This window comes from Mesorhizobium sp. M0772 (assembly GCF_040320135.1).
Lineage (GTDB): Bacteria > Pseudomonadota > Alphaproteobacteria > Rhizobiales > Rhizobiaceae > Mesorhizobium.
In genome coordinates this window covers 1-15,193 of record NZ_JAMYPB010000082.1, presented here as the reverse complement: position 1 = coordinate 15,193, position 15,193 = coordinate 1, and the positions used below count along the sequence as shown (strand labels likewise).

At 59.2% G+C, this 15,193-nt stretch carries 6 protein-coding genes and 4 pseudogenes; 8 read left to right on the top strand and 2 right to left on the bottom strand.

The window, feature by feature from the left end:
• Window positions 1-116 precede the first annotated feature (116 nt).
• The 3 genes and pseudogenes from NKI06_RS29680 to NKI06_RS29670 all read left to right on the top strand — a co-directional run bounded on the left by NKI06_RS29680 (window position 117) and on the right by NKI06_RS29670 (window position 7,837).
• A complete protein-coding gene (locus NKI06_RS29680) occupies window positions 117-3,530 on the top strand; it encodes a Ulp1 family isopeptidase (protein ID WP_352987843.1) in 3,414 nt (1,137 codons plus the stop codon).
• 766 nt (window positions 3,531-4,296) lie between these two features.
• Window positions 4,297-4,661, top strand: a pseudogene (locus NKI06_RS29675) (type IV secretory system conjugative DNA transfer family protein); the annotation flags it as partial.
• A 641-nt stretch (window positions 4,662-5,302) separates the two neighbouring features.
• A complete protein-coding gene (locus NKI06_RS29670; RefSeq protein WP_352561630.1) occupies window positions 5,303-7,837 on the top strand; it encodes a two-component system VirA-like sensor kinase in 2,535 nt (844 codons plus the stop codon).
• 730 nt (window positions 7,838-8,567) lie between these two features.
• Here the strand turns inward: NKI06_RS29670 and hemN are convergent.
• Window positions 8,568-10,013: an oxygen-independent coproporphyrinogen III oxidase gene (gene hemN / locus NKI06_RS29665; protein WP_352561632.1), complete on the bottom strand. Its 1,446-nt coding sequence runs from the start codon at window positions 10,011-10,013 to the stop codon at window positions 8,568-8,570.
• A 985-nt stretch (window positions 10,014-10,998) separates the two neighbouring features.
• Between hemN and NKI06_RS29660 the strand changes: the two genes are divergently transcribed.
• From NKI06_RS29660 to NKI06_RS29640, 5 genes and pseudogenes are all read left to right on the top strand, one after another.
• Window positions 10,999-12,141 carry a porin gene (locus NKI06_RS29660; protein ID WP_352498932.1) on the top strand — a complete coding sequence of 381 codons (1,143 nt, stop codon included), beginning with the start codon at window positions 10,999-11,001 and terminating at the stop codon, window positions 12,139-12,141.
• An 18-nt stretch (window positions 12,142-12,159) separates the two neighbouring features.
• A pseudogene (locus NKI06_RS29655) lies at window positions 12,160-12,471 on the top strand (hypothetical protein); the annotation flags it as partial.
• Window positions 12,453-13,004: pseudogene (locus NKI06_RS29650) on the top strand (thiamine phosphate synthase). The pseudogenes NKI06_RS29655 and NKI06_RS29650, both read left to right, overlap by 19 nt.
• A 136-nt stretch (window positions 13,005-13,140) precedes the next feature.
• A complete protein-coding gene (locus NKI06_RS29645; RefSeq protein ID WP_352826456.1) occupies window positions 13,141-13,389 on the top strand; it encodes a bifunctional hydroxymethylpyrimidine kinase/phosphomethylpyrimidine kinase in 249 nt (82 codons plus the stop codon).
• 476 nt (window positions 13,390-13,865) lie between these two features.
• Window positions 13,866-14,360, top strand: coding sequence for a MaoC family dehydratase (locus NKI06_RS29640; RefSeq protein ID WP_031196195.1), 495 nt, complete (start codon window positions 13,866-13,868; stop codon window positions 14,358-14,360).
• A gap of 31 nt (window positions 14,361-14,391) precedes the next feature.
• Here NKI06_RS29640 and NKI06_RS29635 read toward each other — a convergent pair.
• Window positions 14,392-15,193 (bottom strand): annotated as a pseudogene (locus NKI06_RS29635) (integrase core domain-containing protein); the annotation flags it as partial.

Sequence of the window (15,193 nt, the reverse complement as noted above, 5' to 3'; positions counted from 1 at the left end):
ATGCTCGTTCTGTGCCGGCGGCGCCTGCCGGGCCAGCGTTCGCCAGGGCTGAGGAGACGCCCTCCGCGGTTGGCGAGGCCGCGGTGGCCGAAAGGTGGGCTCGGTTGCAAAAGCAAATGGACGAACCAGTGCATGATCCCGGCCCTCAAGTGGATACATCGCCATGGGAGGCGCAACTCATGGTGCAAGGGAGCGGACAAGAACACGCCGCGGCGCCCTACGCCGGAGGCAGTGGATCGATGCTGGGTGCCTCGGTGCTGCAGCCGGGTCACTCAACGGCGCGCCATCATCATGCGCCGGATTCGTCAGTGGTTGATCTGAATCCCCCCGCACCGTCCGAGTTGCGTGACCCTGCTCGTTCTGTGCCGGCGGCGGTGCAGCCAGATCCTCCAATAGGGGTCTCCGGTCCCGACAAGCGTCCTCTTTATTCCAACGATGCGACCGTTGTCGAAGGGCTGAGGTCAGCATTGGAGAGCACGGTCAAGCGCCATGTAAATTCTCTTCTCGGCTTTGGTCGTTGGCTCTTTGATAATAACAGGCCGGGATTTGCTGCTCGGCTTCACGAGGAGTCGCTGGATCCGGATCTCAAGGAGTACGAGAGCAAGAGTGGCTCCTCGGACGTGGCTAGAGCAGTGGGTCATCTCAAGACGTGGGCGGGCGGAGCGCCAGTGCTGGACCGCGCCGCTGTCCGGAATCCCGACCCTGCCGACGCCGCGCTCATCAGAGATTACACAGCGGCTCCCATCAGAGAGTACAAGGCAGCGCCGACCGGGCCGAATCCCGGTACCATTCAGACCTATGGATCTGCTCCTAGACGTTTCAGTGAATACCTGCATGAAAACAACAAGCCGGGGATTGCGGATCGGCTTCACGAGGGGTCGCTGGATGAAGATGCCAAGCGCTATGTGAACTCCGGTGGGATCAGTGCACTAGCTCATCTCCGGAAGCCCGAACTCGGGCGCGAAATTGCCCTTGCTGCTCGTCCGGAAGACGCAGTCGGCATGGAGGCTCGTGCCATTGGGGACGCCGCTGCGCAGCGCAGCGGGCCGCAGGAGGCATTGGGTCGGCCAGAGAAGCCCCCTGGGAAAGCTAAAGACGGGCGGGTGCTCGGCGCATTGGAATTGCTAGGCGACGAACATATCCAGAGGGATTACCAGCTCCTGGAGCAGGAGTTGCAGGGGAACAATCCAGATCTCGCCGCCCGGACGCGGTTCGTGGATCCCCTCGTAGCCAATTATCATCTGCGCTTGGGCTCCAAGAGCGACAGGCTAACCGCATTCCAGCGCATCGTCCATAATCAGAACGGTAACGACACAGCCGACTTCCTGTTCGTGCCAGTGAGCGATGGCGGTAAGACTCTTGCGGAGCGCGGCACCCATTGGTCGCTGCTGTTCGTTGATCGCAGCGACCGGGAACGGCCGGTTGCCTATCATTATGACTCCGTCAGCGGATGGCATGACCCGCTTGCAAAAAAGCTCGCAAAAAATCTGGGCGTCAGCCTGGAGACCCGCGTGGACTCACCCCGCATCGCCCAGCAGAGCAACGAGGTGGATTGCGGAGTCCACGTGGTGGACGGCACGCGGGCGCTGGTTGGGCGATTGCAAAGATGGCAGCCAGACCTGCCAGACGTGAACCTCAACAACCTCGTCGTCAATCGGCAGGCACTACAAACCCGCCTCAGGGGTGACGATACATTCGGAACGGCAAATAATCTCACGAACTTTGAACTCATGGACCGACAGGCCCGAGACGCGGTTAAGGAAAGCCCCGTTGGGACGTTTCCCCAGCAGATCAAGCGGCTCGGCCAGTCAGCGCCAGACGTTGCTCCCGGGGACCCATTTAAATTTCAAAGTCTTGAGAGCAAGGGGGACGCCGCTGCGCAGCGCAGCGGGCCGCAGGAGACATTCAGTTGGCCGGAGAATCTCCCCCCTGGGGAAGCTAATGAAGACGCCGCTGTTCTGCCATCGTCTTTCGTGCCAACTGGGCCCCATCACCAAGCCTCGGATCCCGCAGGGTCCTTTCGTCCCCTGAGCGGGCGCCACGGCGACCAGCGCGCGCTGGACGAGCGGATCGCTGCACAGGACAGGAGCAACCGGCTACCAAGCGAGGAGGTCCTCATCAACCGTGAGCATGATACAGCGGAGTTGAGACTAGCGAAGAGGCAAAGGACCCCGAACAGTCGTCTGCAGGACGTTGCCACTGAGCCGCAGCTGAGCGAGATCGGCAATTCAGGCGCTCGCGTGCTGATGCAGGCCCCCACCCATCAAGTGGGTGCATTGCCATGGGAAGCGCAGCCCATGATGCAAGGGAGCGGACAAGAACACGCCGCGGCGCCGTACGCCGGAGGCAGTGGGTCGATGCTAGGTGCCTCGGTGCTGCAGCCGGGTCACTCAACGGCGCGCCATCATCATGCACCGGATTCGTCAGTGGTTGATCTGAATCCCGCACCGGTCGAGTTGCGTGACCATGCTCGTTCTGTGCCGGCGGCGGTGCAGCCAGATCCTCCAATAGTGGTCTCCGGTCACGACAAGCGTCCTCTTTATTCCAACGATGCGACCGTTGTCGAAGGGCTGAGGTCAGCACTCTATGCCGGTAAGGTCCAGGAGAGCACGGTCAAGCGCCATGTAGATTCTCTTCTCGGCTTTGGTCATTGGCTCTTTAAAAACAACAAGCCGGGATTTGCCGCTCGGCTTCACGAGGAGTCGCTGGATCCGGATCTCAAGGAGTACCAGCGCAAGAGTGGCTCCTCGGACGTGGCTGGGTCACTGGGTCGTCTCAAAACGTGGGCGGGCGGAGCGCCAGTGCTGGGCCGCGCTGTCCTGAATCCCGACCCTGCCGACGCCGCGCTCATCAGAGAGTACACAGCGGCTCTCATCAAAGAGTACAAGGGAGCGCCTGCGACCGGGCCGAATCCCAGTACCATTCAGGTCTATGGGTCTGCTCTTAGACGTTTTAGTCAATGCCTGGTTGAAAACAAAAAGCCGCGGATTGCGGATCGGCTTCACGAGGGGTCGCTGGATGAAGATGCCAAGCGCTATATGAACTCCGCTGGGATCAGTGCACTAGCTCATCTCCGGAAGTTCGCACCCGGGCGCAAAATTGCCCTTGCTGCTCGTCGGGAAGACGCAGTCGGCATGGAGGCTCGTGCCATTGGGGACGCCGCTGCGCAGACCGCGGCACAAGCTCATGGCCACGCAGGAGAGCAGGGACCCATCTCTCGAGCTCAACAAGTCGCGCCAGCGCCGTTTGAACGGCACTTGGGCAAGAAGCGCGAGGCCCAGGACGGACTGACGAGTACACTTGACAGGAGCAACCTCGTGAACAGCGGGGGCGTCATCATAAACAATGAACATTACACAGCGCTGTTGAGACCGGCGAAGAGGCAGAGGACTGATAATCCGCAAAGCCGCGCCATGGGGCGGCAACTGAGCGAAGCAACCACGACGTCCATCAGCCAAGCCTCCGATCAAGCCCGAGCGGACCTAATGGCTTCCTTCAGAAGCAGGGAGCGCTCCGACGCGGGGCGTTGAGCTCCATGGCTGGGGTCAAATCGCCAAACCGACGCAAATTGTCGGACAGGGGAGGCCGCTGAGCCTCATCCGCTTCGATGAGAGCGGCGTCGGCGGGTTCGTCGCAAACTTTTCGGAAAGGTCATTTGCCGCAAAAAATCGCTTGCGGCATCGCGACGAGCACTGAAGTCGATCAGCAGCCGCAAGAGCCAGTATGTCAGCAACCGGGCTCGAACACATCTCAACCGGTGAAAAGGTTCTCGAAGTCCGCGAGGCCCCCGCGGCGGCCATCATCATGTACGCGTTGCGGCACCTCGAAACCGCTTCCCTTGCGTCGGATCAATCGTGTTGAATCAGCAAGCCTGGCCCCAGGAGGCGGTTTCAGGTGCATGGCGCAGTACTATTCACAAGAGGGTGCGAACGGGGCATAGCGTGCGCACTCGAAGGCGTCAGCGGGAGCGTCAGCTACATAGTCGATAACACGCGCTTTTTACCTCGGTCTCGGCTCGCAACGATCTAACGGCGAACTCATGCTGGTCGGCAAGGCGATACTGGCTGGAGCATCAACTCGGCCGACGAGAGTGGCCACACCATCCTAGACAGGATCGGCCGATATGCCCGGCATCGCCGCTCTGCAAAAAGCACAGCGGGCATCCAGACGTTGCCGGGTTGACTATGGGTGTCCGAACCGCGAAAAGAGGCCGCTCTTTCTGAGTGGCGTGGGCCGGCAGTCTAACCCCAAGCCCCCCGCCCGGGCTGCCGGCGCGCTTCTAGGAACATCGAGGTAGATGACGAGACTCCGAACTACATTTCCAAAGCTATCGGTGGATTCACATTTCAAGCCCAATCGATTTCCTACAGCCAGGCGCGAAGGAACGTTCAGAATTCACATCAAGGTGCACCGCTGTTGCGTCCCGAACAGGTGCGGCTGCTCAATGACGAGTACGAAATCGTTCTCATCAAGGTCTGCCACCACTAAAATTGAGGAAGGTGCGATATTTTTCGGATCGCATTCTGAAACGCATCTTTGAAAGCCAGACAGGCGCCCTCCCGGAGCCGACGCCCTTGACGAAAGCAGACGGGGGGCTCTCCACAGAAAAACTCGATGAGCCGCTGCGTGGATTGGCGCAGGACTTTGACGATACAGTTTGATGTGAGGCTAGTATGAACCCGCGAAATAGTAATCCATCCCGTGTAACAGCTTTGTCGCAGGTGCAGGACGCCGGCTTGGAAGACGGGCAAGCGGTCCAGGCCCGGCGAGTGGGCTTTGAGCAGCACGTGTCCGAGGCGCTCCGGCCGCTGTTCGATGGTCGAGCTGACGAGCCGCCTACCGGTCCAGAGGAGCTTCTGCGACTGGAACAGGGGTTTCGCGAGGTGCTTCAGCGAGGGCAGGATCATCAAGCCGCCTCGTCTTTTTTCAGCGATCCAAGGATGCCCGCTGGACGGGATGACCCCAAGGGAAGCGTGTCGGACGCTTTCGCAGCAGCCGGCTCTAGGCACGCCGGAGTCGAGGCCGCCGCCCCGCCAGTGTTAGCTGCCAGCCAACAGCAGATCCGGCCCTCGCCAGTTGCGTTTGACCGGCCGGTATCATCCTCGGCTGCTGCAGGCGTGCGCTTGTATGCCCCTTCGATGATCTCTCGGAAGACCAGTTCCGAAAACTGCGATCAGTTGCCCGCCTTGTGCTGCCGCCTCGCCGTCGAGGTCGAAACGCCCGCGAATCAATGGAAGGTCAGCGGGCCATGGGGGCAGAGTACGACGGCGTCTACACCGCCTATTTGAGGGGAGAGGTACACTTGGCTTTCCTGTTCCAGCAGCATCCGGCCGCACACCGAGGCGATGGGGAGCTAGAATTCAAATCGGACCTTCGCAAGGCACGCACCGCGGATCAAACGCCGTTCGTTTGGGAAAAATGGCTCAGTACCGACAAAGCTTCTGTAATGGCCCTAGTGGCCTCGGTCGCGCTCTTGGTCGCGATACAGTGGCAAGACCCCCAGATCAACGAGGCGGTCCTAAGCGAACTGCGGACGATTCAGATCAACTACGCATTGCTCCAGCGAGACGTCGCCCGCGCCGACATGGTATTGGACTTCCGTTCCGTTGCTTCTACCGGGCAAGCATTAAAAAGGAACCTTCAAAACTACCAACGCCTTGTTGAGATTTCGCCCAATGAGAGCTCCGGGGTGCACTCCAGGTTGGTTGCACAGCTCAAAAATTCCCTCGAAAACACAGAAGCTGCCATCTCGGCCTCGGCCGCGCAAAATGAGCTTCTGCAAAGCTCTCTCGTACGCTTTGCTCGCTCGGCTAATCGCCTTCGGGGGGGAGTGTCGAACAGGCCTGAATTTTCCAATCTGATCCTTCAATTTTCGGCCAGACCGGGATTCAGCCTCGCATTACAAATCGATCAGTCTCTCCGCCGACTTCCTCCTAGCCAGGACCAAGTCACGGAGGATGTTGCCCGCGAGGGCCGCGCTATCCTGTCCTCAATGTTGAGGTTGGACCGCGCTGTCAATCGGATCCCATCCTTCGACACGTTCGCCAAGGCTGCCGAATTGGAGCGAGAACATCTGAAAGCCTACAGCTTCGCCAGCGCGCAAGCGCAGCGTACACGGCTTTTCTTTGGCTTGGTGTCCATATGCCTCTGCTTGTTTGCGACCATTCGAGCCTCCACGCTGCATGTGCGGACGAACCGGTTGGAAAGGCGGTTAGAGCTTGAAGCGGCGATGAGTGAGATCGAAGCTTGTTTCATCGACAGTCAAGCAACGAAGGCTTCGCGGCGCTTCTCCACCGAAGCAGCGCTTAGACTCATTCAATGCGTTTTCGATGCGGATCAATGCGCGCTTGCTCTGGTGGATCCGAGTATCAGCAGGAATACCGAGTACTTTGTCGCGAACAAGCGCATGCGCGTCTGGAACGCCACGCTAATCCATGAAGTCGTCTCACTTGTACACCCGGAACAGCCAGTGTTTCGCGTCGTTCCGGCGTCGGAAGTGTTTCGGACTGCCGTAGGCACTACCGGTGTTTGTCAAATTGTTGGTTGCCGGGCCTCCGATCAGCAGGCTGCGGTTTGTATCCTTGTTTTTGAAGGAGATCGCTCACCACCCTCCACAGACGACCTCCTGGTTCTGGCGAGCGCTACTGTGCGTTTAGGCAACCATCTTGAAATGCAACGTGTACACACGGAACGTAACCTTTTTGAGAGTCGATGGGAGCATGCGGAAAGGCTGACGGCTGTCGGCACAATCGCAAGCGGCGTTACACATGAATTCAATAATGTTCTAGGAGCAATAGTCGGCTACGCAGAGATGGCTAAAGGTCTTGTGCGTCGCCCCTCGAGAATTCGGGGCCACATCGGCCAAATTATCTTGGCCAGCAGCCGAGCCAAACTGATTATTGATCAAATTTTGTCACTAAGCCGAAATCGGAAGCGCGTGACGATGCCTTTCGACCTCTCGGAGAGTGTAATGGATCTCGCGCCATTGCTGCGGGTTACACTTCGTGCGGATGTTCAGTTGAACTTCAAGATCAACGAGTGGCAAACGGTGATCGAGGGCAGCCCGACCGAGATACAGCAGATCCTTATGAATCTATGCAAGAACGCGTCGGAGGCTCTCTTGAATGAGGGCCGTGTCGAGATTAGCGTTTCTCGCGCTCACGTCTGTCAAACGAAGCCCGTGGCTAAGGGCACCTTGAAACCGGGAGATTACGTTCTCCTCTCCATCAGCGACGATGGCCAAGGAATCGCAAGTTCGGTGCTTCCGCATATCTTTGAGCCCTTTTTTACCACGCGCTCTCGCGTCGGCGGGACCGGACTGGGTCTTGCTGCAGTGGACCGCCATGTGAGCGCGCTCGCAGGATGCCTTGACGTCACCTCGGCTGTTGGCCGAGGTACACGCTTCGATCTCTACTTACCGGCCTGCGCTGAGGAGCAGGTCAGAGCTGATAGCGCTTTCGGCCCATGCGATGGATCACTTGGCAACGGAGAAATCATTGCAGTCGTTGACCCCGATCCAGCAGCGTTGGAGATCTACAAGGATAAGATCGCCGCGCTGGGTTATAAGCCGGTCGGCTTCGCGACCTTCGAGAGTCTTTGCGACTGGATCGAGAGCGGGAAGGCAGCCGACCTCCTAATTTTCGATAAAGCGACTTTCCTCGGGCCAGGACAGCCCGAAGCCGTACGTACCACCCTGATGACGGTGCCCATCATCGTCGTTGGTGGAAGCGACCCCATGCCGATCACATCTAGTAATCAGACCTTCGTCCTTTGGCTAGCCAAACCGGTCTCGTCCAGGACGATGGAGCATGCAATTCGTAGGATGATAATGGCATGATGCCGCCGACGCGCTCAGGATACCGAGCTATCGAGGCAGTCGGAGGCGGAGCCGGCTGGGATCCAGCAAATACAAGAGCGTCGGACGATCTCTGCGCACCCGGCTCATGGCGAGTTCCCCTCGAACACTGTCGTCGGCTTCCGCTCAAGGAAGGCTCCCCGACCACGGCAAACCTGCCGCCGTGCTCGTGACCGTCAAGGACAAGTCGCCGCGCGATGGGGTCTGCGGGCCTCCATCCTTGACAAGTCACTGCGCGCTGGCGGCGACAGGCGACGGGTAATATAAGGTCGGGACGAGGAGATGGTCGCCAATCGGTCACGCAAGATGGTTGACGAGATGACTCGAGAGCAAAGCTTGACAATCATCGCCCCATTCACGCCAGACTTCTCCTGTGCGTTCATCACTCGGCTACGGCTCCTCGCCTGCCCCGACAAGGCTATCGCCGCCCGGCCGGGCAAGCGATATCCCAGGTTCCGACGTGTTCCTTTCATGCTTGATGGACCTAGGCCCCGGCAGGGCGGGAGCATGAGGCTGGGTTCTCGATCGCGGATCTGTGAGGCAAGCACGGGGTAAGCGACGGCTCGACCCACCATTGGGGAGGCCGGCTTCGGCACGGAGGTGCGGCCTCGGCGTTGAGAGGCATCGGATCGGGTGTAGCAGGACTTTCGAACTAACTGCCGACAACACACTGGATAGGCTGTTCTCGTCGTTCGGTCCAGTTCACCAACGCCTATGTCGACATTTTACGGCGCTTCACTACTAACCGGGCACCGCACGATGGCAGCTCGTTCTCTCCGGCAAAAGGTACTCCCTGTGTTAGCTTCCGTGTTGTGTGCTTGCCCTCAACTGCGGGATACGTAAGGCCATCCCTAAAAGCATCGAATGCGGCAGCAACAGCGCGAATCCCAAAGCGATGCTCCCGCCGTACGCGGACAAGACCGTTTTCGAAGTCCACTATTCCGTCCTTGACCAGCATCGCCAAACGCTCATCTGAACCGCGAAGACGGATCGGATCAGATCCGTGGGCGACACAGATTGCCGGCACGTCAGCCTCGAAATCGCACATTAATCGCTCGATGATTGCGGCTCGCACGCGGTCGTCGTCTGTGAGGCGATGGCCCTTCGATGTCGCCAGTCGGCCAACTGCGATGTGCTGGATGTAGATATCCCGTGTAACTTCGTTTTGAACGTACCCCTGGCCGATGCGGCCGATAGCCGACGCGCCGAAACCGATCAGGGTTCTGCAGGTATCGGCAGAGTAGCCCAACGAGTTACGTCGCAGGCGACCGGTTTCCTGTGCCAGCGCGAGCTCGTCGTGCGGCAAGGCGAAATGGTCGAGCCCGATCTCCCGGTAGCCGGCGGCAACCAGCGTCACGGCGACAGCCGCATGCTGTTCAGCGCGGGCAGCGCTGTGGGGAAGAAATTCCGCCTCGATGAGGCGCTGATTCTTTATTTGGGATGGGATATGCGAGTAGCCGAACAAGGCAAGCCGGTCGGGGCGCATGGCGACCGCCGCCCTCACTGTTTCGACGCACGACTCCACCGTTTGACGCGGCAGGCCGTAGATGAGGTCGAAGTTGATGCGGCTTACTCCATGCCGGCGCAGCACTTCCACGGCAGCCGACGTCTGGGCCTCGCTCTGGATTCGGTTGATCGCTTTTTGAACAATGGGATCGAAGCTCTGTACGCCCAGGCTCGCGCGGTTCACGCCGGCCGCTCCCAAGCCTTCCGCCATCTCGGGCGTGAGTGTGCGTGGATCGATCTCGATGGCGACCGTAGCTGTTTTCGAGATGGCGAAGCGGCATCGCAGGAACTCCATCAGAGCGAGGAACTCGGCTGGTCCGATGAGAGACGGCGTTCCGCCGCCGAAATGTATGTCGCTCACGGGCAACGTCTTCGGCACTCGCTCCGAAACCAGACGGATCTCGTCACGCAGCGCCGCCAGATAGTTGAGGATGGGCGCATCACGGCGGGTGATGGTGGTTGGGAAGCCGCAATACCAGCAGGCTGATCGGCAGAACGGAACGTGCAGATAGAGTGACACCGGATCATCAGCCGGCAGGTTCCTGAGCCATTCCTCATAAGCCTCGGCGCCGACCGCCCCAGAGAACTCCGACACAGCCGGATAGATAGTGTACCAAGGCAGCCGGGCCTCTCGAAATTTCGTGGTCTGCAAAGGCACAATCCCATACTGATAACAACCAACCCTACCCACCGCGCCCGCCTGGGTCCTTGCGCTATGTCAGTCCGTTCCGTTTGGGCTCGAATCTAAGCAATGGGCGCCGTTCAGTCTTAGGCCGGACAGCGATGGTCTGAGCACCTGGTCACCGACTGATGATGGTGATCCGTCAGACCCTCACGCGCCCCTTTTGTTCGACTATCCCATCCCTTCCCTTCACCTGCGCCTCGGAGATTCTACTGAGCGCAGCTGCCACAATGGGCGAGACATACGGGCTTGGGACCAGATTTTGCTCGCCAGATAGTGCCGGCCCCCTTAGTGAACTCGATGAGCTCGTTGTTTGAATTGCTGGCAAGATGCATTAGCTGTGGCACGCCGCTTTCAGGACGAGAACCTGCTCGGCGCGACAGTCCTGTCCGCCGCAATGCCAAGGCAGGCGCCCTACTGGCTTTGATGCAAGGCTGCAGCGCGTAGTTGTCGACCATCAGCTCGCCAAAATGACGGCGTCGTGCCGAGCGGTCCCGCCGCATGATGCCTCAAGGTCGGGCTCACCACAAACAATGCTCTACTGTCGCGAAGCGAACAGTCGAACCGTAGCCGAAACGTTTTCCGTTCGTGCTTGGGTGGATCCGCAAGGCAAAAACAAGGAAGTGCGAACCAAGGTCCGCCCGGACAATTGAGCTTCAAGCCGCAGCTGGTCGTCAGGCCGGCACGTCATTTGCGGTCGAATGCAGGACCGTTTGTGACGCCTACCTCTACCAGCTGAGTTGACTGTGATGATTGTACAAAACTTTGCACACCTCCATTTCGGCGATAATTACGTTATCGGCAGCTAAAACCAAATATTATACAAAAATGACCATAGTACATTCTAGTCCTTCCTTCAGGGCTTAGCTGACGGCCCAGCACAACTGCGCGCGTTTCAAAGTTGTTCACAGAATCACTCGTGTCCATCACTTTATTATTAAAGCGGAGATCGACAATGACCATTAGGAGCCTCCTCCTCGGCTCAACTGCGGCACTGATTGCCGTTTCCAACGCTCGCGCCGTCACCACCGCCGCCGAGCCTGACCCGACTGAGTACGTCAAGATCTGCAACGTCTACGGCTCGGGCTACGTCTACATTTCAGGCACCGAGACCTGCCTGCGAATCGGCGGCTCTGTCCGTTACAACGTCGGATTGTTTGAGCACTCAAGAACCTCGGATGTGAGGACTGGTGAGCATCAGGGCGCGTGGCAAAACAACACACGCTTCACATTGAAAACCTGGACCGGCCAGGAGACCGAACGCGGGACGTTGAAGACCTACACCGAAACCCGCGTGAACTTCGGCAGCCACCAGACATCGGTTTCGGACAGTTCTCGGTCCTATGCCTTAAACGGAGGCAGCAGCCTGGCTATCGCCTGGATTCAGCTTGGTGGCCTGCGAGTTGGTAAGGACCGGTCAGCTTTCGACATGTTTATTGGCTGCGCGGGTGATGTACTGAACCAGACGCCGGCTCCGTACGGCGCTTTCGATACCAATGTGGTTCAGTACTACTTGGACGCAGGGAACGGTTTTTCGGCCGTGGTTTCGCTGGAACAAGGCTCGGACGTGGTCGGCACAATCGACAGCTACGCTCCCCACGTAGTAGGCGGCTTGAAATACGCACATGGCTGGGGAGCGATCACCGGCGTTGCAGCTTATGATAGCGACTACGAATCGGTGGCCGCCAAGGTCCGTGTCGACATCAATGTCACCAACGAACTGTTGCTATCCGGAATGCTCGGCTACGGTTCCCATGGCCAGCTCAGCTACGGCTCGACGAATTCGGTAGACGCTCATGGTCGCGGTTTCTATAAACCTTGGGGCGGGAACTGGGCTTTCTGGGCTGGCGCCGCTTACGAGGTCAACGAGACAACTTCGTTCAACCTTCAGCTCTCGGGTGATCAGCTCAAGAACTATGGTGTCGCTGCGAACGTCGCCTATGCGCTTCTTCCAGATTTCACAGTTACGGCTGAACTCGACTATGGCCGCTACGGAGGCTCCGCCGTCGGAAAGGTGAAAGCTTCCGAAGTGAACTGGACCAATGCCAACAAGAAGAGCAGTGTCGGCGGTATCCTGCGTTTCGAACGCTCATTCTAATGCGATGAAGCGTTGAGCTCCGAGGTCCAGTTGATGCGCGGACATTCCCCCTACATCCCGTTGATTGTGGATGCACGGCTCGGACGGCCGTCGTACGCGGCGACCGTCATGGAGCTCGGGTTTGACGCCGTGCTCCTGAACACGGCGGTCCCGAGGGCGGCCGATCCGGTCGGCATGGCGCGTGCGTTCGGCAAAGCGGTCGATGCCGGTCGTGAAGCTTTCAGCTCGGGAATGCTCGAACCGCGCTACCCACCGACGATCGGCAGGGCCGTCTTCTCAGGAAGTCGTGGACGTGCCGGCTCGATTGACGGCTGGTGCCGCTCGGCGTGAGTCTGGTGCAGCTCCGGATAAAGGATATGGACGAGAAAGGACTGCAGACGGAAATCCGCCGCGCGAACGACGCCTGCGCGGTTCCATGTTGCCAAGTGAGCGTCAACGACAATTGGCGCACGGCAATCGAGGAAGGCTGCGACTTCGTCCATCTTGGCCAAAAGGATTTGGCTGCCGCCGATGCTGACGATGAAATACGCCGGACGGATTGAAGCTCGGCCTTTCGATCCACGATCACACCGAACTGGAAACGGCGCCAGTGGCCGAGCCGGAGTATGTGGCGCTCGGCCCAGTCTATCCAACGAGCCTCAAGAAGATAAATGGGTGTCGCAAGGGCTCGAGCGGATCAGCGAGTGGAAGCACCAGGTCGCGCCGATCCCACTGGTCTCCATCGGCGGCCCCAACCTGACCGGCTCGAAGGCGTTTTTCGAGGCTGGCGCGGAAAGCGCAGCCGTGGTCACCGACTTTGCGCGGAACGACGCCCCAGAAGCGCGCACGCGAGAATGGATCGAAAGACAGAGCAATGGCGCTGAGGCGAGAACCGCATGTGCTCGTTGTTGTCGGGTCAGGCTCCAGCGGTGGGGGCTGGAATTGCCCGCGACATCGAGACGATCGCTTCCATTGGCGTCCGAACCTGCCTTGCTGTCAGCGCGCTGACGGTGCAAACCCATGAACACGCCTGGAATCCAAGTTACGCAACCCCGTCTGGTGGCGGATCAAATGCGCGCTACGCTTCAGCCTAACAGAGTGGCCGCCACGAAGATCGGCATGCTCGCAACGGCTGAGATCGATCGTCGCTGCGGTTGCCGCTGTGCTGCGCGAATATCCGCGCATACCGACAATCCAGATCCGGTGCTGGCTTCCACGTCAGGCCGAGCGGTTCTTTTGAAGCAAGCGCCATCCCGCATCATGAAGTAGCATCTGATGCCGCTTTGCCGTGTCGACACTCAATGTCATTGAACTGGCGCTTCTTGCCGGCTCAGTGCTACCGGTGAATGAGGCCGGCGCGCTTCAACAAGGACCACAAGCCACCCCCTCTGCTGGACTCCTCCAAATTCGAAACACGGATGGTTCCTATCCAGACAATTGATTTTATCAATGTGCGACAATACCGCATAGCGGCGCCGGCGGAATGATCACCGGTAGCAAGACGAGCTGCTTTCGGTGGCCTGTAGGACGCGCACCGCGACCGAGGTACAAGCCAGCCCGTCTGCGGCCATGTTCGGATCGGCCGCATCGGTGCGCCGAATGAGATTGCCGGCCGAACGTTCTGTTCTGCAGCCGTGACGGCAGTCATCTCACTGGCGCCATCCTGCCGATGGATGGCCGCAGTCGGTGCAGCATGGGCTGACACTGTTCACGGAATGAAGCCGCTCGCGCTTCGGACGGTTGAAATGGAGGACATTAGCTTGGAACCGATCAGTCTCGACGAGCTTCTGGCCAGCGTCGGCAAGGAAGTCGGCGTCTCGCCATGGCGCGAGGTCACACAGACCATGATCAACCAGTTCGCCGAGGCCACCGATGACCACCAGTTCATCCACTGCGATCCGGAGCGCGCCAAGCGCGAGACGCCGTTCGGCGGCACCATCGCACATGGCTTCCTGTCGCTTTCGCTTTTGTCGACGATGACTTTCGAGACCATGCGGCCGCTCGAAAACTGCAAGATGGGTGTCAACTATGGCTTCGAATCGCTGCGCTTCTTGGCACCGGTGAAAACCGGTTCGCGCATCCGCACCCGTTTCGTACTGGCCGACGTCAAGGTCAGGCCGTCGGGCTGGGTGCAGACGGCGCTGGGCGTGACGATTGAGATCGAGGGCTCGAAAAAGCCGGCGCTGACCGCGCGCTGGTTGACGCTGACGCTGATCAAACGCCAGCCGGAGGCGGCCTGAATTGCTCAACGAACGTCAGCAGAGACGATCTTCAGGTGCCGGGGCGATGTAGGCGACCAGTGCGCACCGATCGGCAACGTGGCCACGGGGGTCGGCTAGAGATGTTTAGTCCCAAGGTTTGATGGGTTGGATCGAGCCTGAATCGTTCGGCTCTTTTGTCCAGATTTTGCAGATGTATTCAAAGGGCGTGAGGCCCTTGAGGGTCTTCAGTCGACGGCCGAAATTATAGGCTAAGACGAAATCGGCGAGATGCTGGCGCAGTTGGTCATGGCTCTCGTAGTAGAAGGGTTTGACGGTCGCATCCTTGATCGTGCGGTTCATGCGTTCGACCTGGCCGTTGGTCCATGGGTGCCTTGGCTTTGTCGTTCGGTGGTCGATATCGGCCTTGGCGCAAGTATGTTCGAAGGCGTGCGCCCATATGATTTCTCCCGCCGCCATGGCTTCCTTGATCAGCGGAACGGCCGAGCCGCCGGCACCTGGGGTCGTGAACTGAATGCCGTTGTCGGTAAGCACTGTGTGGATCTTGTAAGGGACAGCATCAAGAAGATGGCGCAGGAAATCGGCGGAGACCGCTGTCGTTGCCTTCTCGTGCAGCTCGACGAAAGCGAACTTCGAGGTCCGATCTATGGCCACGAACATATGCAGCTTGCCCTGCTCGGTTCGGACCTCGGCGACGTCGATATGGAAGTAGCCGATTGGATAGGCCTTGAACTTCTTCCTTGCCGGCTTGTCGCCCTCGACATCCGGCAACCTGCCTATCCCGTGACGCTGCAGGCAGCGATGCAAGGATGACCGCGACAGATGCGGGATCGTCGGTTGGAGAGCATAGAGGC

Excerpts from the sequence above, each read along its gene's own strand:
- NKI06_RS29680 (WP_352987843.1), top strand. The coding sequence starts at position 117 with ATGGACGAACCAGTGCATGATCCCGGCCCTCAAGTGGATACATCGCCA.
- NKI06_RS29660 (WP_352498932.1), top strand. The coding sequence starts at position 10,999 with ATGACCATTAGGAGCCTCCTCCTCGGCTCAACTGCGGCACTGATTGCC.
- NKI06_RS29645 (WP_352826456.1), top strand. The coding sequence starts at position 13,141 with ATGAACACGCCTGGAATCCAAGTTACGCAACCCCGTCTGGTGGCGGAT.
- NKI06_RS29640 (WP_031196195.1), top strand. The coding sequence starts at position 13,866 with ATGGAGGACATTAGCTTGGAACCGATCAGTCTCGACGAGCTTCTGGCC.